Here is a 17565-nt window from a genome sequence, read left to right as displayed (position 1 = left end):
CCCGCAGGCGGCCACGCCGCGCGGCGGACAGGTCCGATCCGCCGTGCCGGCACGCAAGACGGCATCAAGGATGGTGGAGGGGTATGGCGAGCATAAGCCGCGCCCGCAGCCGCCGCGTGCCACGGATAAACAGATCGGTGTCATTCATGGCTCGCGCCAGCGTTAACGCGCCCTGGATACCGGCGACGGTGTCCTCGGCCAGTTCGCCCGCCGCCGGAACTGCGACGCCGGCCCGTTGCAACGCCTGTTGCAGCGCGCTTATCCAGTGGTGGAAATACACGCCGATAGCATGGCCAAATCGATCGCGCGTGCCGTCCAGGGCAAAGGCCCCCATCAGGCAGATGCGCTGTCCGGACAGGAAATACGCATCCACCGCCCGCCACATGCCGTCAAGCGCGTCCGGCGCGTTATCCCGCGCCAGCGGCTGGAAAATGTGGCGGTGAAACCACGCCTCGACCTGGGTGAGCACCGCCGCCGCCATGGCGTCTTTGCCGCCGGGAAAAAAGTGGTACAGGCTGCCTTTGCCCAGGCCGGTGCGTTCGGTGATACGGCTCAGGGACGCGCCCTCGAAGCCGCATTCACGGAAAACGTCGGCTATTTGCGCTACCAGCGCCGCGCTATCCGCGTTGTGGTCGGTCATCTAGAGGCCAAAGTCGGACAGACCGGGGTGATCATCCGGGCGCCGTCCCAGCGGCCAGTGAAACTTGCGGTCGCCGTCGGCGATGGGCAGATCGTTGATACAGGCAAAACGGCGGGCCATTAACCCCGCGGCATCGAACTCCCAGTTTTCGTTGCCATAGGAGCGAAACCAGTTGCCGCTGTCGTCATGCCATTCATAGGCAAAACGCACCGCAATGCGCGCGCCGGTAAACGCCCACAGTTCCTTGATCAGCCGATAATCCAGTTCCTTAGCCCATTTCCGGGTCAGGAACGCCACTACCTCGTCGCGGCCGGTGACGATTTCCGCGCGATTGCGCCATTGCGTATCAAGGGTATACACCTGCGATACGCGCTGCGGATCGCGGCTGTTCCAGCCGTCCTCCGCCATACGGACTTTAGCGGCGGCGGTGTCAGGGGTAAAGGGAGGGACCAGGTTTGCCATGATGGATGCCTTGTCAGGAGAACGGGAATCCTGACTGTACCAATCGGTACAGCGCCGGGCAAGCTATTTTTGTGGCGCGGGCAGGCAGCGGTCAGCGCTACTACCCCGCCCGGGGACGGCCGGCGGAGACGGTCAGTTTACCTGCCATTCCGGCGGCGTATGGGAAACCACATACGTGGCGATATCTTTCAGGTTATCCCAGGCTTCGCGCCAGGAGACCATTTCAACCGACAGCGTGATACCCAGCAGTCCGGTGACAAACCAGCAGGCCATGCTGATGCCGACGCCGCTGAAAATAAACGCCAGCGCATTGTGGCTGCTTTTACGGCAAAAGACATTTAACGTGCTGGCGAAAAACATCATCACCGCGCTGAGCAATTCCCAGCGCATCATCACGAAGCCTGCGGCAAGAGTACCCATGACAACCCACCCCCCATTTGTAAGATGGTGTAATTTTCTCCTGTTTGGTTGCATTGCGCTACAAAAATATGTGATCCAAGACACATTTTTAGGCCGATTTGTGCTTGCGCCTAAGATTGTGGCGATTTATTAGTCAATTGCACCGGCGCGTTTCCCGACTCCGCCGGACCAAAAACCGGGTAGTCGGGCAGCGTCATATTCTGATACGGCTCCCAGCCGCCGCCGAGCGCTTTATATAACGCCACCAGATCTGTGCCGGTCTGCACCCGCGCGCTGGCCGCCTGCTGCCGGGCCTGCGCCAGCTGCCGCTGGGCGTCCAGCACGTTGATAAAAGTGCTGATGCCCTGGCGATAGCTGGCGCTGGCGAGATCGAAGGCATTCTGCAACGAGGCGGCAGTTTGCTCCAGCCCCTCGACCCGCTGCCGATCGGTGCGGTAGCTGACCAGGGCATTTTCCACATCCTGCAGGGCGGTCAACACTGCCTGGCGATAGGCAAGCGCTTCATTGGCCTGCTGTACGCGCGACAGTTTCACGCTGGCCACCAGCCGGCCGCCCTGGAATATCGGCAGGGAAACCTGGGGACCAAAGCTGTAAAAATGGCTGCTCCAGTGGGTGAGGTAGTCCGCATCGGTATTGCGCATCCCGAACTGCCCGGTCAATGACAGATCGGGAAACAACTGCGCCACCGAAACCCCGATATTGGCGGTGGCCGCATGCAGGTTGGCTTCCGCCTGGCGGATATCCGGCCGCCGGCGCGCCAGCGTCGATGGCACGCCCACCGGCACCGCCGCGGGAACCGCCGGCAGGGGTTTGACGGGCGCCAGCTCGTGATCCAGGGTGCCGGGAGGCTGGCCCAGCAGCACCGCCAGGCCGTTCATGGCCTGGCGCTGCTGCGCTTCATACTGGGGCAGTTGCGCCCGCAGCGAACCAAGCTGGGCGTTGGCGTTTTCCACGTCATACTGCGGGGCCAGGCCGTGCTGCTGCTGGCTGCGCGTCAGTTCCGCCGATTGCTGGGCCACCGCAATTTGTGTTTCCAGGGTAGCGGCCACGCTCTGCGCGCCGCGCAACTGCAGGTAAGTCCGCGCCACCTCCGCCTCCAGCGAGACCAGCGCGTCGTTGCGTCCTTCGACCGCGGCCTGGGTTTGGGCGTTCGCCGCCTCCACCGAGCGACGTACCCGGCCCCACAGATCAATTTCCCAGCTGGCGTCGAAACTGCCCTGGTAAAGATTGACCGGCTTGAACAGGCTATCCAGCCCTGAGGCAATCTCCGGGCTGGTATTTTCATCGCTGAGGTTGACGCCGGAGGATTCAAGTTCACCCTTCAGGCCCAGCTGCTGCCGGGTAGCCTTGGCGCTGGCGTTTACCGCGGGCAAACCGGCTGCCCCCGCCTGCACGCTTTGTTCACGCGCGCCGGCGATGCGCAGCACCGCCTGTTGCAGCGAAAGGTTGCCGGCGATGGCGCGCGCGATCAGGCTGTCGAGCTGCGGATCGTTGGAACTGCGCCACCAGGACGGGTCCGGCGGCGACGCCAGCGTGACCGCGGCGCCGGATTTATCGGCGGCCGGCGCAAAGGCGGCGGGGGTGACGGGATGGGGCGGCTGATAGTCCGGTCCTACCGCGCAGGCGGCCAGGACGAACGGCGCCACGCCGAGGCTGAAACGCCGTATCAATGAGCGATGCCGCCGCCGGGCGGCCAGGAAACAAACCGGCATATCAATGTGCTCCCGCATTGCCTTCGCTCTTGACGGGCGAAAGCAACAGACAAAAAGGTATAAGGATAAACGCCACCACCGCGCACAGGGAAAAGACGTCGATATACGCCAGGATCCGTGATTGGGATATCATCTGCTGATACATCTGGCCGGTCGCCAGCTGCATCGGATCGCCTATCTGGTGGGAAAAATCGCGGATTGCCGCCGCGGTGCGGTTCAGCGTCTGTTGAAATTGTTCGTTAAGCGGCGACATATTATGCACCATGGCGGCGCTATGGGCCTGGGATCGCTCGGTGATGGCCGCGGTGGACAGCGAAATGCCCACCGACCCCGCCACGTTGCGGAACATGGTAAACAGCGCCGAGGCGTCTGCATTCAGCCGCGGTGCCAGCGTGACGAAGGCGACGGTGGTCAACGGCACAAACAGGAAACCCAGCCCGATGGACTGCGCGCTGCGCATCATCACCAGGGTATTGAAGTCTACGTTGGGCACCAGATGGCGCGAATAGATAAACGACAGCGCCAGCAGCAGGAAGCCAAAGGCCACCAGCCAGCGGGTTTGCACGATAGGCATCAGCTTTAATACCAGCGGGATCGACAGGACAATCAGAATAGCCCCCGGCGACAGCACCAGCCCGGACAGGGTGGCGGTATAACCCAGTTCCTGTTGCGCCAGTTGCGGCATCACCACCGAGCTGCCGTAGAGGATCATGGCCATGCCGGCCATCAGCAGGCAGGCCACGGCGAAATTACGATCCTTCAGGCAGCGCAAATCCACCACCGGCTTTTTGGCATACAACAGCCAATAGACGGCGCCGACGATGCCGATGACGGTAAGCAGCGCGAACAGCCGGATAAAACCGGAGGTGAACCAGTCGTCGTCCTCGCCGCGGTCCAGCATTACCTGCAGGCAGCCCAGGCCCAATGCAATCAGGCCGATGCCGGTAAAGTCGATGCTGAGTTTTTTACCTTTCACCTTACGCTCCCAGGGGGGATCCTCCAGCAACTGGTAAATGGCCAGCAGGGTCAGCACGCCCACCGGGATATTGATCAGGAACACCCAACGCCAGCTGTAGTTATCGGTGATCCAGCCGCCGAGCGTCGGACCGACCACCGGCGCCACGATGATGGCGATAGACGACAGGCCGAACGCCTTGCCGCGATCTTCCGGCTTGAAATAATCCAGCAGTACCGATTGCTGGATCGGCTGCAGCCCGCCGCCGAAAAATCCCTGCAATACGCGAAACAGGATCATTTGCCACAGCTCGGTGGCGATACCGCACAGAAACGAGCACAGGGTAAACATGGCAATGCACAACAGGAAATACTGTTTACGGCCGAACACCCGGCTGAGGAAAGCCGAAATAGGCAATACGATGCCGTTGGCCACCAGATAGGAGGTCAGCACCCAGGTGGATTCATCGTAACTGGACGACAGCGTGCCGGCGACGTGGGGCAGGGCCACGTTGACAATGGTGGTGTCGAGGATTTCCATAAACACCGCCAGCGTCACCACCATCGCCACCAGCCAGGGATTGCTGGCCGGCTGCCAGTTGCGTTCACCGCTCATTCCAGCAATACCTTCGGCGCCACCGACAGGCCCAGGGGCAGGGGGGTATTGGCGTCCAGTCCGCTGTCGATAACGATTTTCACCGGCACGCGCTGAACGATCTTGACGAAGTTGCCGGTGGCGTTTTCCGCCGGGAACGCCGAGAAGCGGGAGCCGGTGCCCTGCTGCACGCTGTCCACATGGCCCTGCAGCTTCATATCGGGAAAGGCGTCGACGGTAATCTCCACCTTATTGCCGGGGCGCATGCGTTCGAGCTGCGACTCTTTGAAGTTCGCCATTACCCAAATGTCGGGCGAGACCACTGAAAACAAGGCGCTGCCCGCCTGCACCAGCATGCCGGGCTGGACATTACGCCGGGTCACATAGCCGTCGAACGGCGCGCGGACATCGGTATAGGCAAGGTTCAGATCGGCGGTTTCCAACTGGGCCTTCGCCTGGCGTACCTGCTGCTGCCGGGCTTCAACCGTGGCCTCGGCCTGGTTGATCTGCAGGGCGACCTGCGCGGCCACCTCGACCTGGGCGCGGGCGCTGGCGGCATCCGCGCGCGCGGCGCGCACCTGGGCGCTGGCGGTATCGATATTTTGCTGGGTGGTGGCGCGGGGATCCACGCCGCGCTGGCGGCGGAATTCCGCTTCGGCATTTTGCAGATTGGCGTCGGCCCGCGCCTGTTGGGCCTGGGCCAGTTGCGCCGGGTACTGCACCCTGGACAGCGCCAATTGCGCCTCGGCCTGGTGAAGCTGCGCCTCGGCCAGCCCCAACTGGGCCAGGGCCTGATCGTGCTGGGCACGATAATCCCGCGCATCGATTTGCAGCAGCAGGTCGCCTTTATGCACCCGCTGGTTATCCCTGACCGCCAGGTTAACCACGTAACCGCCGACTTTCGGCGCCACGGTCACCGCGTCGCTTTCGGTAAACGCATCATCGGTGGTTTCCTGGTTGCGGGTCGTCAGCCAAAAATAGAGGCCGACCACAATCAGGATCAGCACCACCACCCCAAGGATAATCAACGGTTTTTTACCGGGGCGCTTGCGCTGCGTTTCTTGCGCGCCGTCGCCGTCATCCCCGTGTGCCTCGTTGTCGCCGCCGGCGCTATCCCGTCCTGTGTCGTTATTCCTGCGGGTGTTCTGGTCGGCCCGATCCTGACTTTTTGGCGGCAGGTCGCCGCTGTCTTGTGATTGCCGGCCCGCCTGGCCGGCGTTTCCCTGTTGGTCATCGCCTTGGCCGGCGGCGCGCCTGGGCAATGCGTTATTGGATTCGCTATTGTTATTGCTGTCCATAGGCCTCATCAAAATATCGGCAGCGGAGTGCTGCGCCGGTGTTAAACAAGGGGTTAAGGGGGTAGTGAAACGAATTATAGCAAAGGGAAAAAAAGTCGCGGTTTTCCTGTGCTTGCCGTGGGGGCGTCAACAGGTGATTTATAACCTTATAAAAAACAATTAATTATCCTATTTGGTTTAAAAAGAAAGCCCGCGCGCGGGCAAAAAATGGGAAAAGCGTTAAAATTTATGTCAGGGCGTCAGGGTGCCGCTGGCGAAGAGCTATATGCCGGCCATGACGCGCTGCGATTCTCATGTCGCCGCCGTGGCAAAGGCAGGCGTAAACCGGGGTGTTTTAGGATTTTACTCATCCTGAAAATAAACACGATTAAAAAATATCATTTCTACGACGTTTAGAGTCAATAATGCTTTTCTGGTCTGTTTTATATCATAAATTAATTGCATTCAGAGCCTGAACGGCACATATTAATTTCCGGATTTAAGCCAAATAACCCTGCGTCAGTGCGCCATATAAACGCGGGTTGGCGATGGTTTTATTTTTTTTCTGGCGGCTGTTTTATCCTGAAACGGCGCTGTGCTTTACTTTTATGGCATTAATAAAAGCGCCCAGTCAATCTTTTAAGCTGATTTAAACAGGGTTTGTTACGCTATTTTTTCTGCCATGCTTCCGGGTAACAAGGATTATTTACGTTAACAGGAAGTTCACCGTCCGGGTATTGACGAACTGCTCCGTCTGTCAATTGTTACCGTGGCAAACCGTTAATGACACCCCCTGCGGGATACCGTTAATCATGACCAAGACCGCCATGCCCGCTATTGCCGCCGCCTTCCCCCTGCGTGATGATGACCCCGCGGGCGCGTTGCTGGCCCTGCCCGGGCGCAGCCGGGTGCGCCGGGTGATTATCCTCACCTATCCCGGCTGCTTTCTCGGCGAAATGGTCAAGCTGCTGGAAATGCTGGCGGGCTTAAACGATTTTGCCGTACGGCACGGCGGACAAAAAATACACTTCGTTACGCAGATCTACTCGGCGGTCGGCGGACGTATATCTTCGCCGGCCAGCCGGTTAATCCACGCGGAAACGCTGACGGTGCGCGGGCCGGTTCCGCTCAGTCCCGATCTGCTGATCATCGCCCACGGTACCCGGGCGGCCGCGGCCGCGCCCAATGAATTGTTATCCCGCTGGCTGCAGGCGGCTTGTCCCGGCGCCGGACAGATCGTCGCGCTTGGATCCGGCGTGCTGCGCCTGGCGGCGGCCGGGCTGCTGGACCATCGCCAGGCGACCACCCATTCCGCGCTGGCGCCGTATCTTGCCGAGCATTATCCGCTGGTCAATGTCAATATGCCGGCGGCGCTGCAAATTGACGGCAATATCCTGACCACCAGCGAACATATCAATTTGCGTGAACTGGCGTTGCTGCTGCTGAAAGGGCCGTTGCCGTTGGCTCGTCCCACCCAGGACGGCGAACGAATGCTGCGACTCGGCGATAATACCCCGGTCACGGCGCAGATATTCACCCGTCATGACACGATAGCCCATCGGGTGACGCTCTGGTGGCTGAAGCATATTGACGAGGATTTAAGCATGGAGCGATCGGCGCGGTTCATGACCATGAGCGAGCGCAGTTTTCGCCGCCATTTCACGCTCGAGGTGGGCTATTCGCCGTATCTTTTTTTGCTGCTGCTCCGGTTGGAATTAGCGCGTCAGGCACTGCTCGACAGCGCTTTGCCCATCGACAAGATCGCCCGGCGCGGCGGATTGCACGATGGCCAGCAACTGGCGCGCATGTTCCGCAAGTTTTTTAACGTCAGCCCGCACCAATACCGCACGCAGCCCGGCACGCTTACGCCCACGCTTGATTACCCCTTGTATGCGGCCCTGTTTGACGGCCGCGCCATTCCCTCCTGGCTGCGGGAATTACAGGAAAACGCCGTTGTTGAGTAACCGCATTGGTTAATACCGGCAAAATCAAAATATAAACTGTAATTCATTCTATATAAGCTAGCGTATAATAATGGTCAATCCAGCCGCTATTATTCCATTCGGCCATTATCCCGCGCAATGGTTAATATTTTCCGCAGACAAAATGATTATTAATGGTTTTGGCCGTTAAAGCAGGTGTTCCGTCCGGATTTGCGATGGTTAACATTACCGCGCCTTCTTTTTAACGGTTAAAATAACCGCGAGAAATGGCCGGTTTAACGCGCCAAATCCATTCATATCGCCTATCGCTTCTTTCAAGGAAATATCATGTCCAGCCAACGTCTTTTTAAAGTCGGTGCTTTGTCTCTGTTGTGCCTCGGCGCCACCGTGGCGTCTTCCGCTTTCGCGGCCGGTACGGCCACCACCAATATCGCGGTTACCGCCGAGGTGCAGTCAGCCTGTACTATCGCCACTACCGCCATGGCATTCCCGGCCTATACCGGTACCGACGCGGTAGATACCACCGCCACCTTATCGCTGACCTGTTCTAACGCGGCGCCGTATACGGTTGCGCTGGGCGCGGGCACCGGCACCGACGCCACCACCGCGGTGCGCGTCATGACCGGTTCAGTGGCCGGCTCGACGCTGAACTACGGCTTATACCAGAATATCGAACATACCACCAACTGGGGTGAAGCCACCGGCGACGATACCGTCGCGGGCGTCGGCACCGGCGGTGAGCAGAATATTACCGTGTACGGTGAAATCGCCGCCAACCAGCTCACCTCGGCGGTCGGTGACTATACCGATACAGTCGCCGTAACCGTTACCTATTAATACAAGATCAGCCACTATGCCCCGTAACAATCATTTTATCCGGGCGCTTATGCTGGCAAGCCTGTGGGCCATCGTGCCCCAGGTTTCTGCGCAGGCATTGGCTATCGTTCCCATCCGTCAGGATCTGTCGTCCGCGCACCGATCCGCCAGTTTTACCCTGACCAATAATGCCGATACCCCAAGCGTTATCCAGATCCGGGGATACAGCTGGGTGCAAAAGGGTAATAACGACAGCTTCGTCAGCACCAACAAACTGTCGGTAAGCCCGCCGTTCGCCACTATTCCCGCCGGAAAATCACAAACCGTCAGGCTGCTGCTGCGCGAGCCGGCAAGCAAAGGCGAGGAATCCTATCGTATTATTTTTGATCAGATCCCCGATCGCGCCAACGCGAAAGTGCAACTGGCGATACGCTTTACCGTGCCGGTATTTTCCCTGAGCGCGGAGCCGGCGGCGGCGGATGTGCAGTGGCGGATTGAGCGCCAGGGCGACGGCATGATGCTGGTGGCGAATAACCTGGGCCTTAAACACAGTATGCTCTATAACGTGAGCGCCACCACCGTCGGCGGCGAACGCTTGAAGCTGACCGGCCCCGGCATGCCCTATATCCTGGCGGGCAATCAACAGCACTGGCTTATCAGCGATCCCAAACATGTCTTGACCACCGGGACCCGGATACATGTGCAAAACCCCGGTCCCCAGGATAAATCGGATCAATGGGTCAATGTCGGCCCGACGCATTGACAGCCGCCGGGCGGCGTCGCCAGCCAGGCCGCATGCTGGCCCTGGCGCTGCTATGGCCGATATTGGTGTGGGGCGCTGAAACGGCGCCCGCGGCAGATGCCGGCCAAAGCCTGTTGCTCAATGTCGTGGTTAACGGGCGCATCCACGATAATATCCAGGAAGTCGCCGGCAAGCCGGGCGCCCTGCTGCTGACCCGCGCGCAGATTACCGCCTCCGGGCTGAAACTCACCGGCGCCTATACCGACACCGGCGGCGGCCTGATTGCGCTAAACAGCATCCAGGGCTGGACCTGGCGGCTGGATGAAAACGCCCAGATGCTGTTTTTACAGGTGCCGTCCGGCGACCAGATTGCCCAGCAGTTTTCGTCGGATAGCCTTTCCCCGGACGACAGCGCGCCCCACAGCGATCGGGGCGCGGTGCTGAACTACGATGGGCAGGTGACCGAGTATCATGGCGAAGAGAGCCATAGCCTGCTGGGCGATCTGCGGCTGTTCGGCGATAGCGGCGTGCTGGCCAACAGCGCCATTCAAACCCATAGTCCTTATCTCGATCGCACGGTTCGGCTGGAAAGCACCTACAGCTATTCCGATGTCGCCACCCTGCGTACCTGGAACGCCGGCGATTATATCAGCGGCGGCCTGGACTGGACCCGTCCCGTGCGCATGGGCGGCATGCAGATGACCACCAATTTCGGCCTGCGCCCCGATCTCGTGACGTTCCCCCGTCCGGGCATCAGCGGCGAGGTGGCGGTCCCGTCGTCGGTGGATATCTACGTCAACGGCCTGCATCAGATGACCCGCCAGGTGGATGCCGGGCCGTTTGACATCACCTCGCTGCCGGTAACCACCGGCGGCGGCGACGTCTCCATGGTGGTGAAGGACGCCAACGGCCGGCAGACCACGCAAACCCTGCCTTTTTACGCCAGCAACGCCATGCTGAGACAGGGACTGGAGTCCTTGTCGGTGGAAGCCGGCACGGTGCGGCGTGAGTATGCCAGCCGGTCCGCCGATTATACCGGCGGCGCGGCCTCGGTGAGCTACCGGCGGGGTGTATGGCCGGCGGTGACGCTGGAGACCCATCTGGAAGCCACGCAAAAACTGGTGATGGGCGGCGGCGGCGCCAATTTGCTGATCGGCGATGCGGGGGTATTGTCCGGTTCCCTGGCCGCCAGTCGTTATGGCGAAAAACAGGGGCAGCAGTACGGCATCGGTTTTTCCCATATGATGCACAGCTTCAGCTACGGCTTTAGCGCGCTCAGGGCGAATGCCGGCTTTTATGATATCGCCGCGGCCTATGGCGACAATACCGCCGGCACCACCCTGCGCGCCAGCCTTGGTTTCCCGGTCTATCCCGGCAACGGTTCGTTCGGCCTGGTCTATGCGCGCAAATTAGTTAATTACTACAACAGTTATAATTATGAGTCCCAACGGATAAGCACCTCGACCCTCTCGGCCACGTATTCGGCCCCGCTGCCGGTGTTGGCGGCGTTTGGCTATATCACGCTATTACATGATTTTGATTACGATAAGGGCAATAGCCTGTTTGCCGGCATCTCCATCCCTTTCGGCGCGCGGGCGAATATCAGTACCAGCGTAAGCGTCGGCCAGGGCGACAGCACGCAAACCTTGCAGGCGCAGCAATCAGCGGTACGGCACGGCGATATTGGCTGGAACCTGGCTGAGCAGCACGGCGCGGTGTCGCGGCAAAATGCCGGGCTGGAATATAAAGCCGACTGGGGGCTTATCGGCGCCGACGCCGAGCAGGGCAATGACGGCCACGCGGTCCGGGCTTCCGCCCGCGGCTCCCTGGCGGCCATCGGCGGTCATGTTTTTGCCGCCAATACCATTCAGGACAGCTTCGCGCTGGTGGATACCGACGGCTTACCCGGCATAACCGTCCTGCAGGAAAACCGCCCGGTGGGCAAGACCGACGGCCATGGACTGATGTTTATCGAGGATATCCGCGCCTACGAAAGCAACCGCCTGTCCGTCGACCCCAATGATGTGCCGATGGATGTCGCCCTCACCAATGACGTGCTGATGGTCAGGCCGGGCGATCGCGCCGGCGTGATCGCCCGCTTTCCCATCCGCCGCAGCCGCGGCGCCACCCTGCTGCTGGTGGACACGCAGCGGCATCCCCTGCCGCTCGGCAGCGTGGCGACCCTGGTGGACAGCGGCGCCCAGGCCATGGTCGGCTACGACGGCCAGACGTTTTTCGAGAATCTGGCGGAACACAACCGGCTTAAGGTCGAAACGTCGGGCAGGCCCGATTGTACCCTGAGCTTTGATTATCATCCCCAGGCCAATGTGCTGCCGCAAATCGGCCCCCTGACCTGTAATACGGGAGCCTGAATATGTTTTTAACACGCGTAAGGGGTGCCTGGTTCGTTATGCTTTGCGCCCTGTTCTCCGGTCCGGCGCTGGCCTACGATTGTTCCATCGCCGCCACGCCGCTGAGTTTCGGCGCGCTGGCGGGGGTCGACGGCGCCACGCGGCAGACCACCGCCACCCTGACCGTGGTCTGCCGTACCGGCGCGGCGGCGGCCAACGTCAGTTACCGGATTTTGCTTGACGGGCCGGCGGGGGAGGGGCAACGGCAAATGTCGGCCGGCGGTCATAACGCCGGTTATCAGCTCTATACCTCCGATAATTACCAGCAGGTGTGGGGAAACGGCGGCGGCGGGGCCATTACCGACGGCTACAGCCTGGCGGCCAACGCCACGGTAACCCGTACCTACACCGTTTACGCCAGGATGAGGGCCGGCCGCGACGATCGGCCGGGAAGCTATATCGCCACTACCCTTGTGCAACTGCTATATTAAACGCCAGGGGCGGCACGGTGTCGCCCGCGCCGGGCCGAGGTTGTCCGGCGGGAAAAAGGATATCCACGTTCATGGCTTTCGCACAACGACAGCTTGGTTATGCCCTGGTGCTGGGCTCGCTGGCCGCGCTCGGCCCCTTATGTACCGATTTTTACCTGCCCGCCCTGCCGCAATTGGCAGGCTCGCTTGCCACTAATACCGCCTCCGCGCAGCTGAGCCTCACCGCCGGCCTGCTGGGCCTGGGGGCCGGGCAGCTTATTTTCGGCCCGCTCAGCGATAAGCTGGGGCGCATGAGACCGCTGCTGTTTTCCCTGATAATGCTGCTGCTGGCCTCCATCGCCTGCGCGCTGGCGCAAAATATAGGCCAGCTGCTGGCCGCCCGGCTGGTACAGGGGCTGGCCGGCGCGGGCGGCGCGGTACTGTCGCGCGCGGTGGCGCGGGATTTGTACAGCGGCATTGCGCTGACCCGGTTTTTTGCCCTGCTGATGCTGGTTAACGGGCTGGCGCCCATCGGCGCTCCGGTTCTGGGCGGCGCGCTGCTGGCCTGGCTGGACTGGCGCGGATTGTTTATCGTGCTGGCGGTGATGGCGTCGGCGCTGCTGGCGCTGAGCGCCTGGCGGCTGGAAGAAACCCTGCCCGCCGCCAGGCGCAGCCAGGCGCCGCTGCTCAGCGTTTTCGGCGGCCTGGGACGCCTGCTGCGACAGCGGCAGTTTATGGGGCTGTGCCTGACGCAGGGGTTCAGCATGGCGGGCATGTTCGCCTATATCGGCGCCTCGCCCTTTGTTTTGCAGCAGCTCTATGGCCTGAGCCCGCAGGACTTCAGCTTTTGTTTTGCCGTCAACGGCCTGGGTCTGATTGCCGCCTCGCAGATCGCCGCGCGCACCAGCGCCAGGATCGGCGAATACCGGGTGTTGACCTGGGGGCTGGGCGTGGCGGGGACGGCCTCCACCGCTTTACTCTTGTGCGGCCTGTTCGGTTTGCCGCTGTCCTTTATCCTGGCGGCCCTGTTTTTTTCGGTTATGATCAACGGCCTGATCGGAACGCTGGCCTCCTCACTGGCGATGCAAACCCAGGGCCAGAATGCCGGCAGCGCCTCCGCCATGATTGGCGTGGCGATGTTCGCCCTCGGGGCGGTAAGCGTCCCCATTACCGGCATCGGCGGCACGTCGGCGGTGACCATGGGGATAACCATCTGGGGCTGCCATATCATTGCCGGCGCGCTTTTCCTGCTACTGGTCAATAGAAAAGCCCCGCGTCTGCGGCCCGAATAAACATATTGCCTGTAAAAGGTAATTAACTCCGTTTACCGGAAAAAAGCCGGGCAATTGCCGCTATTCCCCGCCGATCGCCCGCTAAGCAAAATTGGCGGGCGATATCGCTGAATATTGCCTGTTTGTTATTCATTAATAGGTCATTAATTGATTAATTATGGTGAAATAATATCTTCTGCGATGTTGCGCAATGCTGAAAGTTGTCAATCAAGGCGCCGCCTTTTTTGGTGACAAAAAAATACAGGCGTTAAGCGATTTTCGTTTGGGGAGAATCGGATATACTATGTCGTCATCAACTGCGGTCCCGCAGTATCTTTCAGGTAATGGCTAATGTTATCTTTTTTTCGTGTCGCTTGTTTTGGCGTGTCTCTTTTAACGCTTACAAATGTGATGATTAACGATGCACAGGCCGCCGTCGACGCACAGGCGGCGCCCCTGGTTTCGCCGCTGGTAATTGCCTCCGGCAGCGCGATTGTTTTTGATATGACGGATAATCACCTGCTTTATTCTTCCAATGCGGATAAAGTGGTGCCTATTGCCTCGCTGTCGAAGCTGATGACCGCCATTGTGGTATTGGACGCGCAGCAGCCCATGGATGAAATAATTTCCGTGGATATCCATGAAACGCCGGAATTAAGGGGGGTGTTTTCAAGGGTGCGCGTAGGCAGCGAAATTAGCCGGCGCAATATGCTGCTGCTGGCGCTGATGTCTTCGGAAAATCGGGCCGCCGCCAGCCTGGCGCATCATTATCCCGGCGGTTATTCGGCGTTTATCGCCGCGATGAATGCCAAGGCGCGCTCATTGGGCATGATGAATACCCATTATGTCGAGCCTACCGGTTTGTCATTCAATAACGTGTCGACGGCGCGCGATTTGTCAAAATTGCTTATCGCCAGCCAGCAATACCCGATGCTTACCGAACTCAGCACGACGCACGAGACCATGGCGACGTTCAGCAATCCGTCCTATACCCTGCCGTTTCGTAATACCAATCATCTCGTTTATCGTCCGGACTGGACCATACAGTTAACCAAAACCGGCTTTACCAATCCGGCGGGGCATTGCCTGGTGATGCGCACCGTGATCAATCATCGCCCGGTGGGACTGGTGGTATTGGACGCCTTCGGTAAATATACCCATTTTGCCGATGCCAGCCGTATCCGCAATTGGCTGGAAACCGGCCAGGCCACGGCGCTGCCGTCGCAGGTCTATCCGAAAGCTCCGGCGCTGCGCTCCACCCGCTCGGCCTATAAACCCGCGGCCCATCGCGCCCTGGCCAATAATAAACAGCCAGGCAATAAAGCGCTGAAACGCCATGCGACGGGGCAAACGGCGAAAAAGGCCGGCAACGCCAACGCTCTCCAGACGGCTGCCGTCCAAAAGGCCAGGCGCGGACAAACGGCCGCCGCCGGTAAAGCCAAACCCGGCCAGACGGCGTATAAAAAAACCAAAGCCGCCAAGCCCGGCCAGACGGCATTTAAGAAGTCCAAAACCCATCCGTCCGGACAAACGGCGAAAAATGGCGCCGGCGATCGGGACAAACAGGTCGATTAAGGTGCCAACCGCGGCCGGCGCTACTCCGCCCGGCCGCGCAGATCCGCAATAATCTCTCCCTGGTTCGCCGACTCTTCCTCATGCGAGGCCTCGCGCCACTTCTCGGCCAGCGCATCCTGATACCATTGCGCCAGCGTGGGCAGCGCCAGCATGGTGCGGCACCATGCCTGCGCGGCGGCCGACAGCGGCAGGTCATAGGTCTGCACCCGGAATACCACCGGGGCAAAAAACGCATCCGCGGCGCTAAATTCGCGGCCCGCCAAATACGGCCCGCCGAAACGGGAAAGCCCCTGTTGCCACAACGCATCCAGGCGCGTCAGATCGGCGCGCAGGGCGTCGGGAATCGCCCGCAAACGCACCCGCACGCCGCAGTTCATCGGGCACAGGCTGCGCAGCGTGCCGAACCCGGCATGCATTTCCGCCGCCGCGCAGCGCGCCCAGGCCCGGGCCTGGCGTTCTTCCGGCCAGATGCCCGCATGGGTATCCGCCAGGTATTCGGCGATGGCCAGCGAGTCCCATACCGCCATGGCGCCGTCATACAGCACCGGCACCCGCCCGGAGGGCGAAAAATGCGCGAAAAGATGATGATTGTCGCCCGACTGGAAAGGATGCAGCGCCTCGTCAAACGGAATATCCAGCGTCTTCATCAAGAGCCAGGGACGCAGCGACCAGGACGAATAATTTTTATTGGCAATATGCAATTGATACACGATGTCACGCTCCGTTGCTGTCGTGGGGTGGTAAGCCGCTGCCCAATACGCGCATCCCGCCGGCCTGCCGGGCCGCTACCTGGCGGCGGCCCGGCAGGGGGTCAGGGTAATGCGAAAACGCGGCGTTGGCTGACCGGGCAGCAGGCCGGTGTCGACCGTGCCCTCCGCGCGCGCGCCCATGCGCTGGTAAAAGCCGGCGGCAAGGGGATGGCAATCAATGAGCAACCGTTCGGCGCCGGCCCGGTGGGCGGCGTTGATGGACCAGCCGAACAGCATTTTGCCGATGCCGGTATTGGCGTTGTCCGGCGCCACGAACAGCCGTTCGAGCAGGGCGATTTCATCCTGGAGCAGCAACTGGGCGGCGCCAAGCAAGGCATTGCCGGCCTCGGCGACGCAAATCAGCGAGTTTTCCATATCCGCCGGGCGAAAAGTCAGCTTATCGCGGCAGGATTGCCGCAACGCGTCGTCATAGCCCAATAAGGCCGTCGACTGCACGCAGAGCTCGGTGAGTCGGCTCAACTCATCGATACGGGCCGCTCTGAGCCGGAACATCAACGGTTTTCCGTCCGACAGCGGTAAATCCGCAGGATAAGGTCGGTGGCGCGCCGGGCATCTATGCCCGCGGCCAACGGCGTATCGCCCCGCGTAACCGCCCGTTCGAAATCCTCGAGCACCGCTTCGTGGCGGGAGGTGTCGGTCACCGCCGGGTTGCTGGCGCCGTCATCGGGCGCCGGTTCCGCCTGCTCCGCCGGATTGTCGAGGCCGGCGATGTGCCAGGCGCTGATCCGGTCGTTCAGCAGGGTAAAGGTGCCTTTTTCACAGCTGACCTCCAGGCGCGGAGGGTATCCCGGCGGGGCGCAGGTGGAGGCGACGATGGTGCCGATCATGCCGTCGGCATGGCGCAACACCACGGCGCCGTGATCTTCGGCCTCCATCTGGTGCGCGAAGGTGTCCAGCTCTCCCTGCACCCGTTCCGGCATGCCGAAAAACCAGATGTAGTTATCGATATTATGGCTGGCCTGCTGGATAAAGACCCCGCCGCCGTCAACGGCGTAGGTGCCGCGGTATGCCGCGCTGTCGTAATACGCCTGATCGCGCCAGAAGCGGCAGCTCAGGTCGGCGGAATAGATTCGGCCGAACGCCTGCTGCTCAAGCAGGCGTTTAATGGCCCGGTTGTCCGGATTGGTGCGGCGCTGGTAGCTCACGGCCAACACCACCTGGTGCCGCGCGGCAACCCTTATCATATCGTCCATGGCGGCCTGGGTGATATCCAGCGGTTTTTCCACCAGCACATGCTTGCCCAGCTGCGCGGCCTCGATGGCGCTTTGATGATGCAGTGCGTTGGGCGTGGTGACGATAACGGCGTCAAACGGCCGATCGACTTGCGCCAGCGCCGGCCAGCAAGGTAATGCGCCAACGGTAGCGCCCGCCGCTTTGCTGCGGGATATATACCCCACAGCTTCGCTTGCCGGCAATGCGTCCAGCGCCTTGAGATAGGTGCGGCTGATGTTACCTGTACCCACGATGACATATTTCATAACAGAGTCGATGCCTTGTTGAAAAATGAAGAACCGATCGTCCCTGAATATCACGATTGCCGCTGAAGCGCGGCCGGCCTTGCCATCGG

15 protein-coding genes and 1 pseudogene are annotated in these 17565 nt (G+C 60.6%); 7 read left to right on the top strand and 9 right to left on the bottom strand.

All coding sequences use genetic code 11. The features are described from left to right. Nucleotides 1–64: 64 nt before the first annotated feature. The 6 genes from ACL2XN_RS10030 to ACL2XN_RS10005 form a co-directional block, all read right to left on the bottom strand. Nucleotides 65–640: a TetR/AcrR family transcriptional regulator gene (locus ACL2XN_RS10030; RefSeq protein WP_413730733.1), complete on the bottom strand. Its 576-nt coding sequence runs from the start codon at nt 638–640 to the stop codon at nt 65–67. Continuing rightward, nucleotides 641–1102, bottom strand: coding sequence for a DUF1348 family protein (locus tag ACL2XN_RS10025; RefSeq protein ID WP_410015984.1), 462 nt, complete (start codon nt 1100–1102; stop codon nt 641–643). It lies immediately after the preceding gene. A gap of 132 nt (nt 1103–1234) precedes the next feature. Beyond that, a complete protein-coding gene (locus ACL2XN_RS10020) occupies nt 1235–1522 on the bottom strand; it encodes a YjcB family protein (protein ID WP_410015983.1) in 288 nt (95 codons plus the stop codon). 110 nt (nt 1523–1632) lie between these two features. Further along, the gene (locus ACL2XN_RS10015; protein WP_413730731.1) at nt 1633–3234 is read right to left on the bottom strand and encodes an efflux transporter outer membrane subunit; all 1602 of its coding nucleotides are present in this window, start codon (nt 3232–3234) and stop codon (nt 1633–1635) included. A gap of 1 nt (nt 3235) precedes the next feature. Continuing rightward, entirely contained in the window at nt 3236–4804 is a 1569-nt protein-coding gene (locus tag ACL2XN_RS10010) for a DHA2 family efflux MFS transporter permease subunit (RefSeq protein WP_410015981.1), read from the bottom strand. Beyond that, nucleotides 4801–6081 (bottom strand): efflux RND transporter periplasmic adaptor subunit, encoded by a 1281-nt coding sequence (locus ACL2XN_RS10005; protein ID WP_413730730.1) that lies wholly within the window; start codon nt 6079–6081, stop codon nt 4801–4803. Before ACL2XN_RS10005 ends, ACL2XN_RS10010 begins: the two co-directional genes overlap by 4 nt. Before the next feature lie 791 nt (nt 6082–6872). Between ACL2XN_RS10005 and ACL2XN_RS10000 the strand changes: the two genes are divergently transcribed. From ACL2XN_RS10000 to pbpG, 7 genes and pseudogenes are all read left to right on the top strand, one after another. Next, nucleotides 6873–8024: a helix-turn-helix domain-containing protein gene (locus ACL2XN_RS10000; protein ID WP_410015979.1), complete on the top strand. Its 1152-nt coding sequence runs from the start codon at nt 6873–6875 to the stop codon at nt 8022–8024. 306 nt (nt 8025–8330) lie between these two features. After that, the gene (locus ACL2XN_RS09995) at nt 8331–8840 is read left to right on the top strand and encodes a spore coat U domain-containing protein (RefSeq protein ID WP_410015978.1); all 510 of its coding nucleotides are present in this window, start codon (nt 8331–8333) and stop codon (nt 8838–8840) included. Nucleotides 8841–8856: 16 nt separating this feature from the next. Beyond that, nucleotides 8857–9582, top strand: coding sequence for a molecular chaperone (locus ACL2XN_RS09990; protein WP_410015977.1), 726 nt, complete (start codon nt 8857–8859; stop codon nt 9580–9582). Continuing rightward, nucleotides 9555–11933 carry a fimbria/pilus outer membrane usher protein gene (locus tag ACL2XN_RS09985; protein ID WP_413730728.1) on the top strand — a complete coding sequence of 793 codons (2379 nt, stop codon included), beginning with the start codon at nt 9555–9557 and terminating at the stop codon, nt 11931–11933. The genes ACL2XN_RS09990 and ACL2XN_RS09985 overlap by 28 nt, the downstream gene beginning before the upstream one ends. A gap of 2 nt (nt 11934–11935) precedes the next feature. Continuing rightward, the gene (locus ACL2XN_RS09980) at nt 11936–12403 is read left to right on the top strand and encodes a spore coat protein U domain-containing protein (RefSeq protein WP_410015975.1); all 468 of its coding nucleotides are present in this window, start codon (nt 11936–11938) and stop codon (nt 12401–12403) included. A gap of 71 nt (nt 12404–12474) precedes the next feature. Continuing rightward, a complete protein-coding gene (locus ACL2XN_RS09975) occupies nt 12475–13674 on the top strand; it encodes a multidrug effflux MFS transporter (RefSeq protein WP_413730727.1) in 1200 nt (399 codons plus the stop codon). Nucleotides 13675–14064: 390 nt separating this feature from the next. Then, nucleotides 14065–14877 (top strand): annotated as a pseudogene (gene pbpG / locus ACL2XN_RS09970) (D-alanyl-D-alanine endopeptidase); the annotation flags it as partial. 371 nt (nt 14878–15248) lie between these two features. Here pbpG and ACL2XN_RS09965 read toward each other — a convergent pair. From ACL2XN_RS09965 to ACL2XN_RS09955, 3 genes are all read right to left on the bottom strand, one after another. Next, nucleotides 15249–15938 (bottom strand): glutathione S-transferase family protein, encoded by a 690-nt coding sequence (locus tag ACL2XN_RS09965; protein WP_413722350.1) that lies wholly within the window; start codon nt 15936–15938, stop codon nt 15249–15251. A 75-nt stretch (nt 15939–16013) separates the two neighbouring features. Then, entirely contained in the window at nt 16014–16490 is a 477-nt protein-coding gene (locus tag ACL2XN_RS09960) for a GNAT family N-acetyltransferase (protein ID WP_413722351.1), read from the bottom strand. Then, nucleotides 16490–17476, bottom strand: a complete 987-nt coding sequence (locus ACL2XN_RS09955; protein WP_410015971.1) for a Gfo/Idh/MocA family protein — start codon at nt 17474–17476, stop codon at nt 16490–16492. Before ACL2XN_RS09955 ends, ACL2XN_RS09960 begins: the two co-directional genes overlap by 1 nt. Nucleotides 17477–17565 lie beyond the last annotated feature (89 nt).

This window comes from Sodalis sp. RH22, from assembly GCF_047324165.1.
GTDB lineage: Bacteria > Pseudomonadota > Gammaproteobacteria > Enterobacterales > Enterobacteriaceae > Acerihabitans.
Note: the sequence above shows the minus strand (reverse complement) of the source record. Positions and strands in the feature narration are given on the sequence as shown.

Coding starts and splice junctions, on each gene's coding strand:
- ACL2XN_RS10030 (WP_413730733.1), bottom strand. CDS start 640: ATGACCGACCACAACGCGGATAGCGCGGCGCTGGTAGCGCAAATAGCC.
- ACL2XN_RS10025 (WP_410015984.1), bottom strand. CDS start 1,102: ATGGCAAACCTGGTCCCTCCCTTTACCCCTGACACCGCCGCCGCTAAA.
- ACL2XN_RS10020 (WP_410015983.1), bottom strand. CDS start 1,522: ATGGGTACTCTTGCCGCAGGCTTCGTGATGATGCGCTGGGAATTGCTC.
- ACL2XN_RS10015 (WP_413730731.1), bottom strand. CDS start 3,234: ATGCCGGTTTGTTTCCTGGCCGCCCGGCGGCGGCATCGCTCATTGATA.
- ACL2XN_RS10010 (WP_410015981.1), bottom strand. CDS start 4,804: ATGAGCGGTGAACGCAACTGGCAGCCGGCCAGCAATCCCTGGCTGGTG.
- ACL2XN_RS10005 (WP_413730730.1), bottom strand. CDS start 6,081: ATGGACAGCAATAACAATAGCGAATCCAATAACGCATTGCCCAGGCGC.
- ACL2XN_RS10000 (WP_410015979.1), top strand. CDS start 6,873: ATGACCAAGACCGCCATGCCCGCTATTGCCGCCGCCTTCCCCCTGCGT.
- ACL2XN_RS09995 (WP_410015978.1), top strand. CDS start 8,331: ATGTCCAGCCAACGTCTTTTTAAAGTCGGTGCTTTGTCTCTGTTGTGC.
- ACL2XN_RS09990 (WP_410015977.1), top strand. CDS start 8,857: ATGCCCCGTAACAATCATTTTATCCGGGCGCTTATGCTGGCAAGCCTG.
- ACL2XN_RS09985 (WP_413730728.1), top strand. CDS start 9,555: ATGGGTCAATGTCGGCCCGACGCATTGACAGCCGCCGGGCGGCGTCGC.
- ACL2XN_RS09980 (WP_410015975.1), top strand. CDS start 11,936: ATGTTTTTAACACGCGTAAGGGGTGCCTGGTTCGTTATGCTTTGCGCC.
- ACL2XN_RS09975 (WP_413730727.1), top strand. CDS start 12,475: ATGGCTTTCGCACAACGACAGCTTGGTTATGCCCTGGTGCTGGGCTCG.
- ACL2XN_RS09960 (WP_413722351.1), bottom strand. CDS start 16,490: ATGTTCCGGCTCAGAGCGGCCCGTATCGATGAGTTGAGCCGACTCACC.
- ACL2XN_RS09955 (WP_410015971.1), bottom strand. CDS start 17,476: ATGAAATATGTCATCGTGGGTACAGGTAACATCAGCCGCACCTATCTC.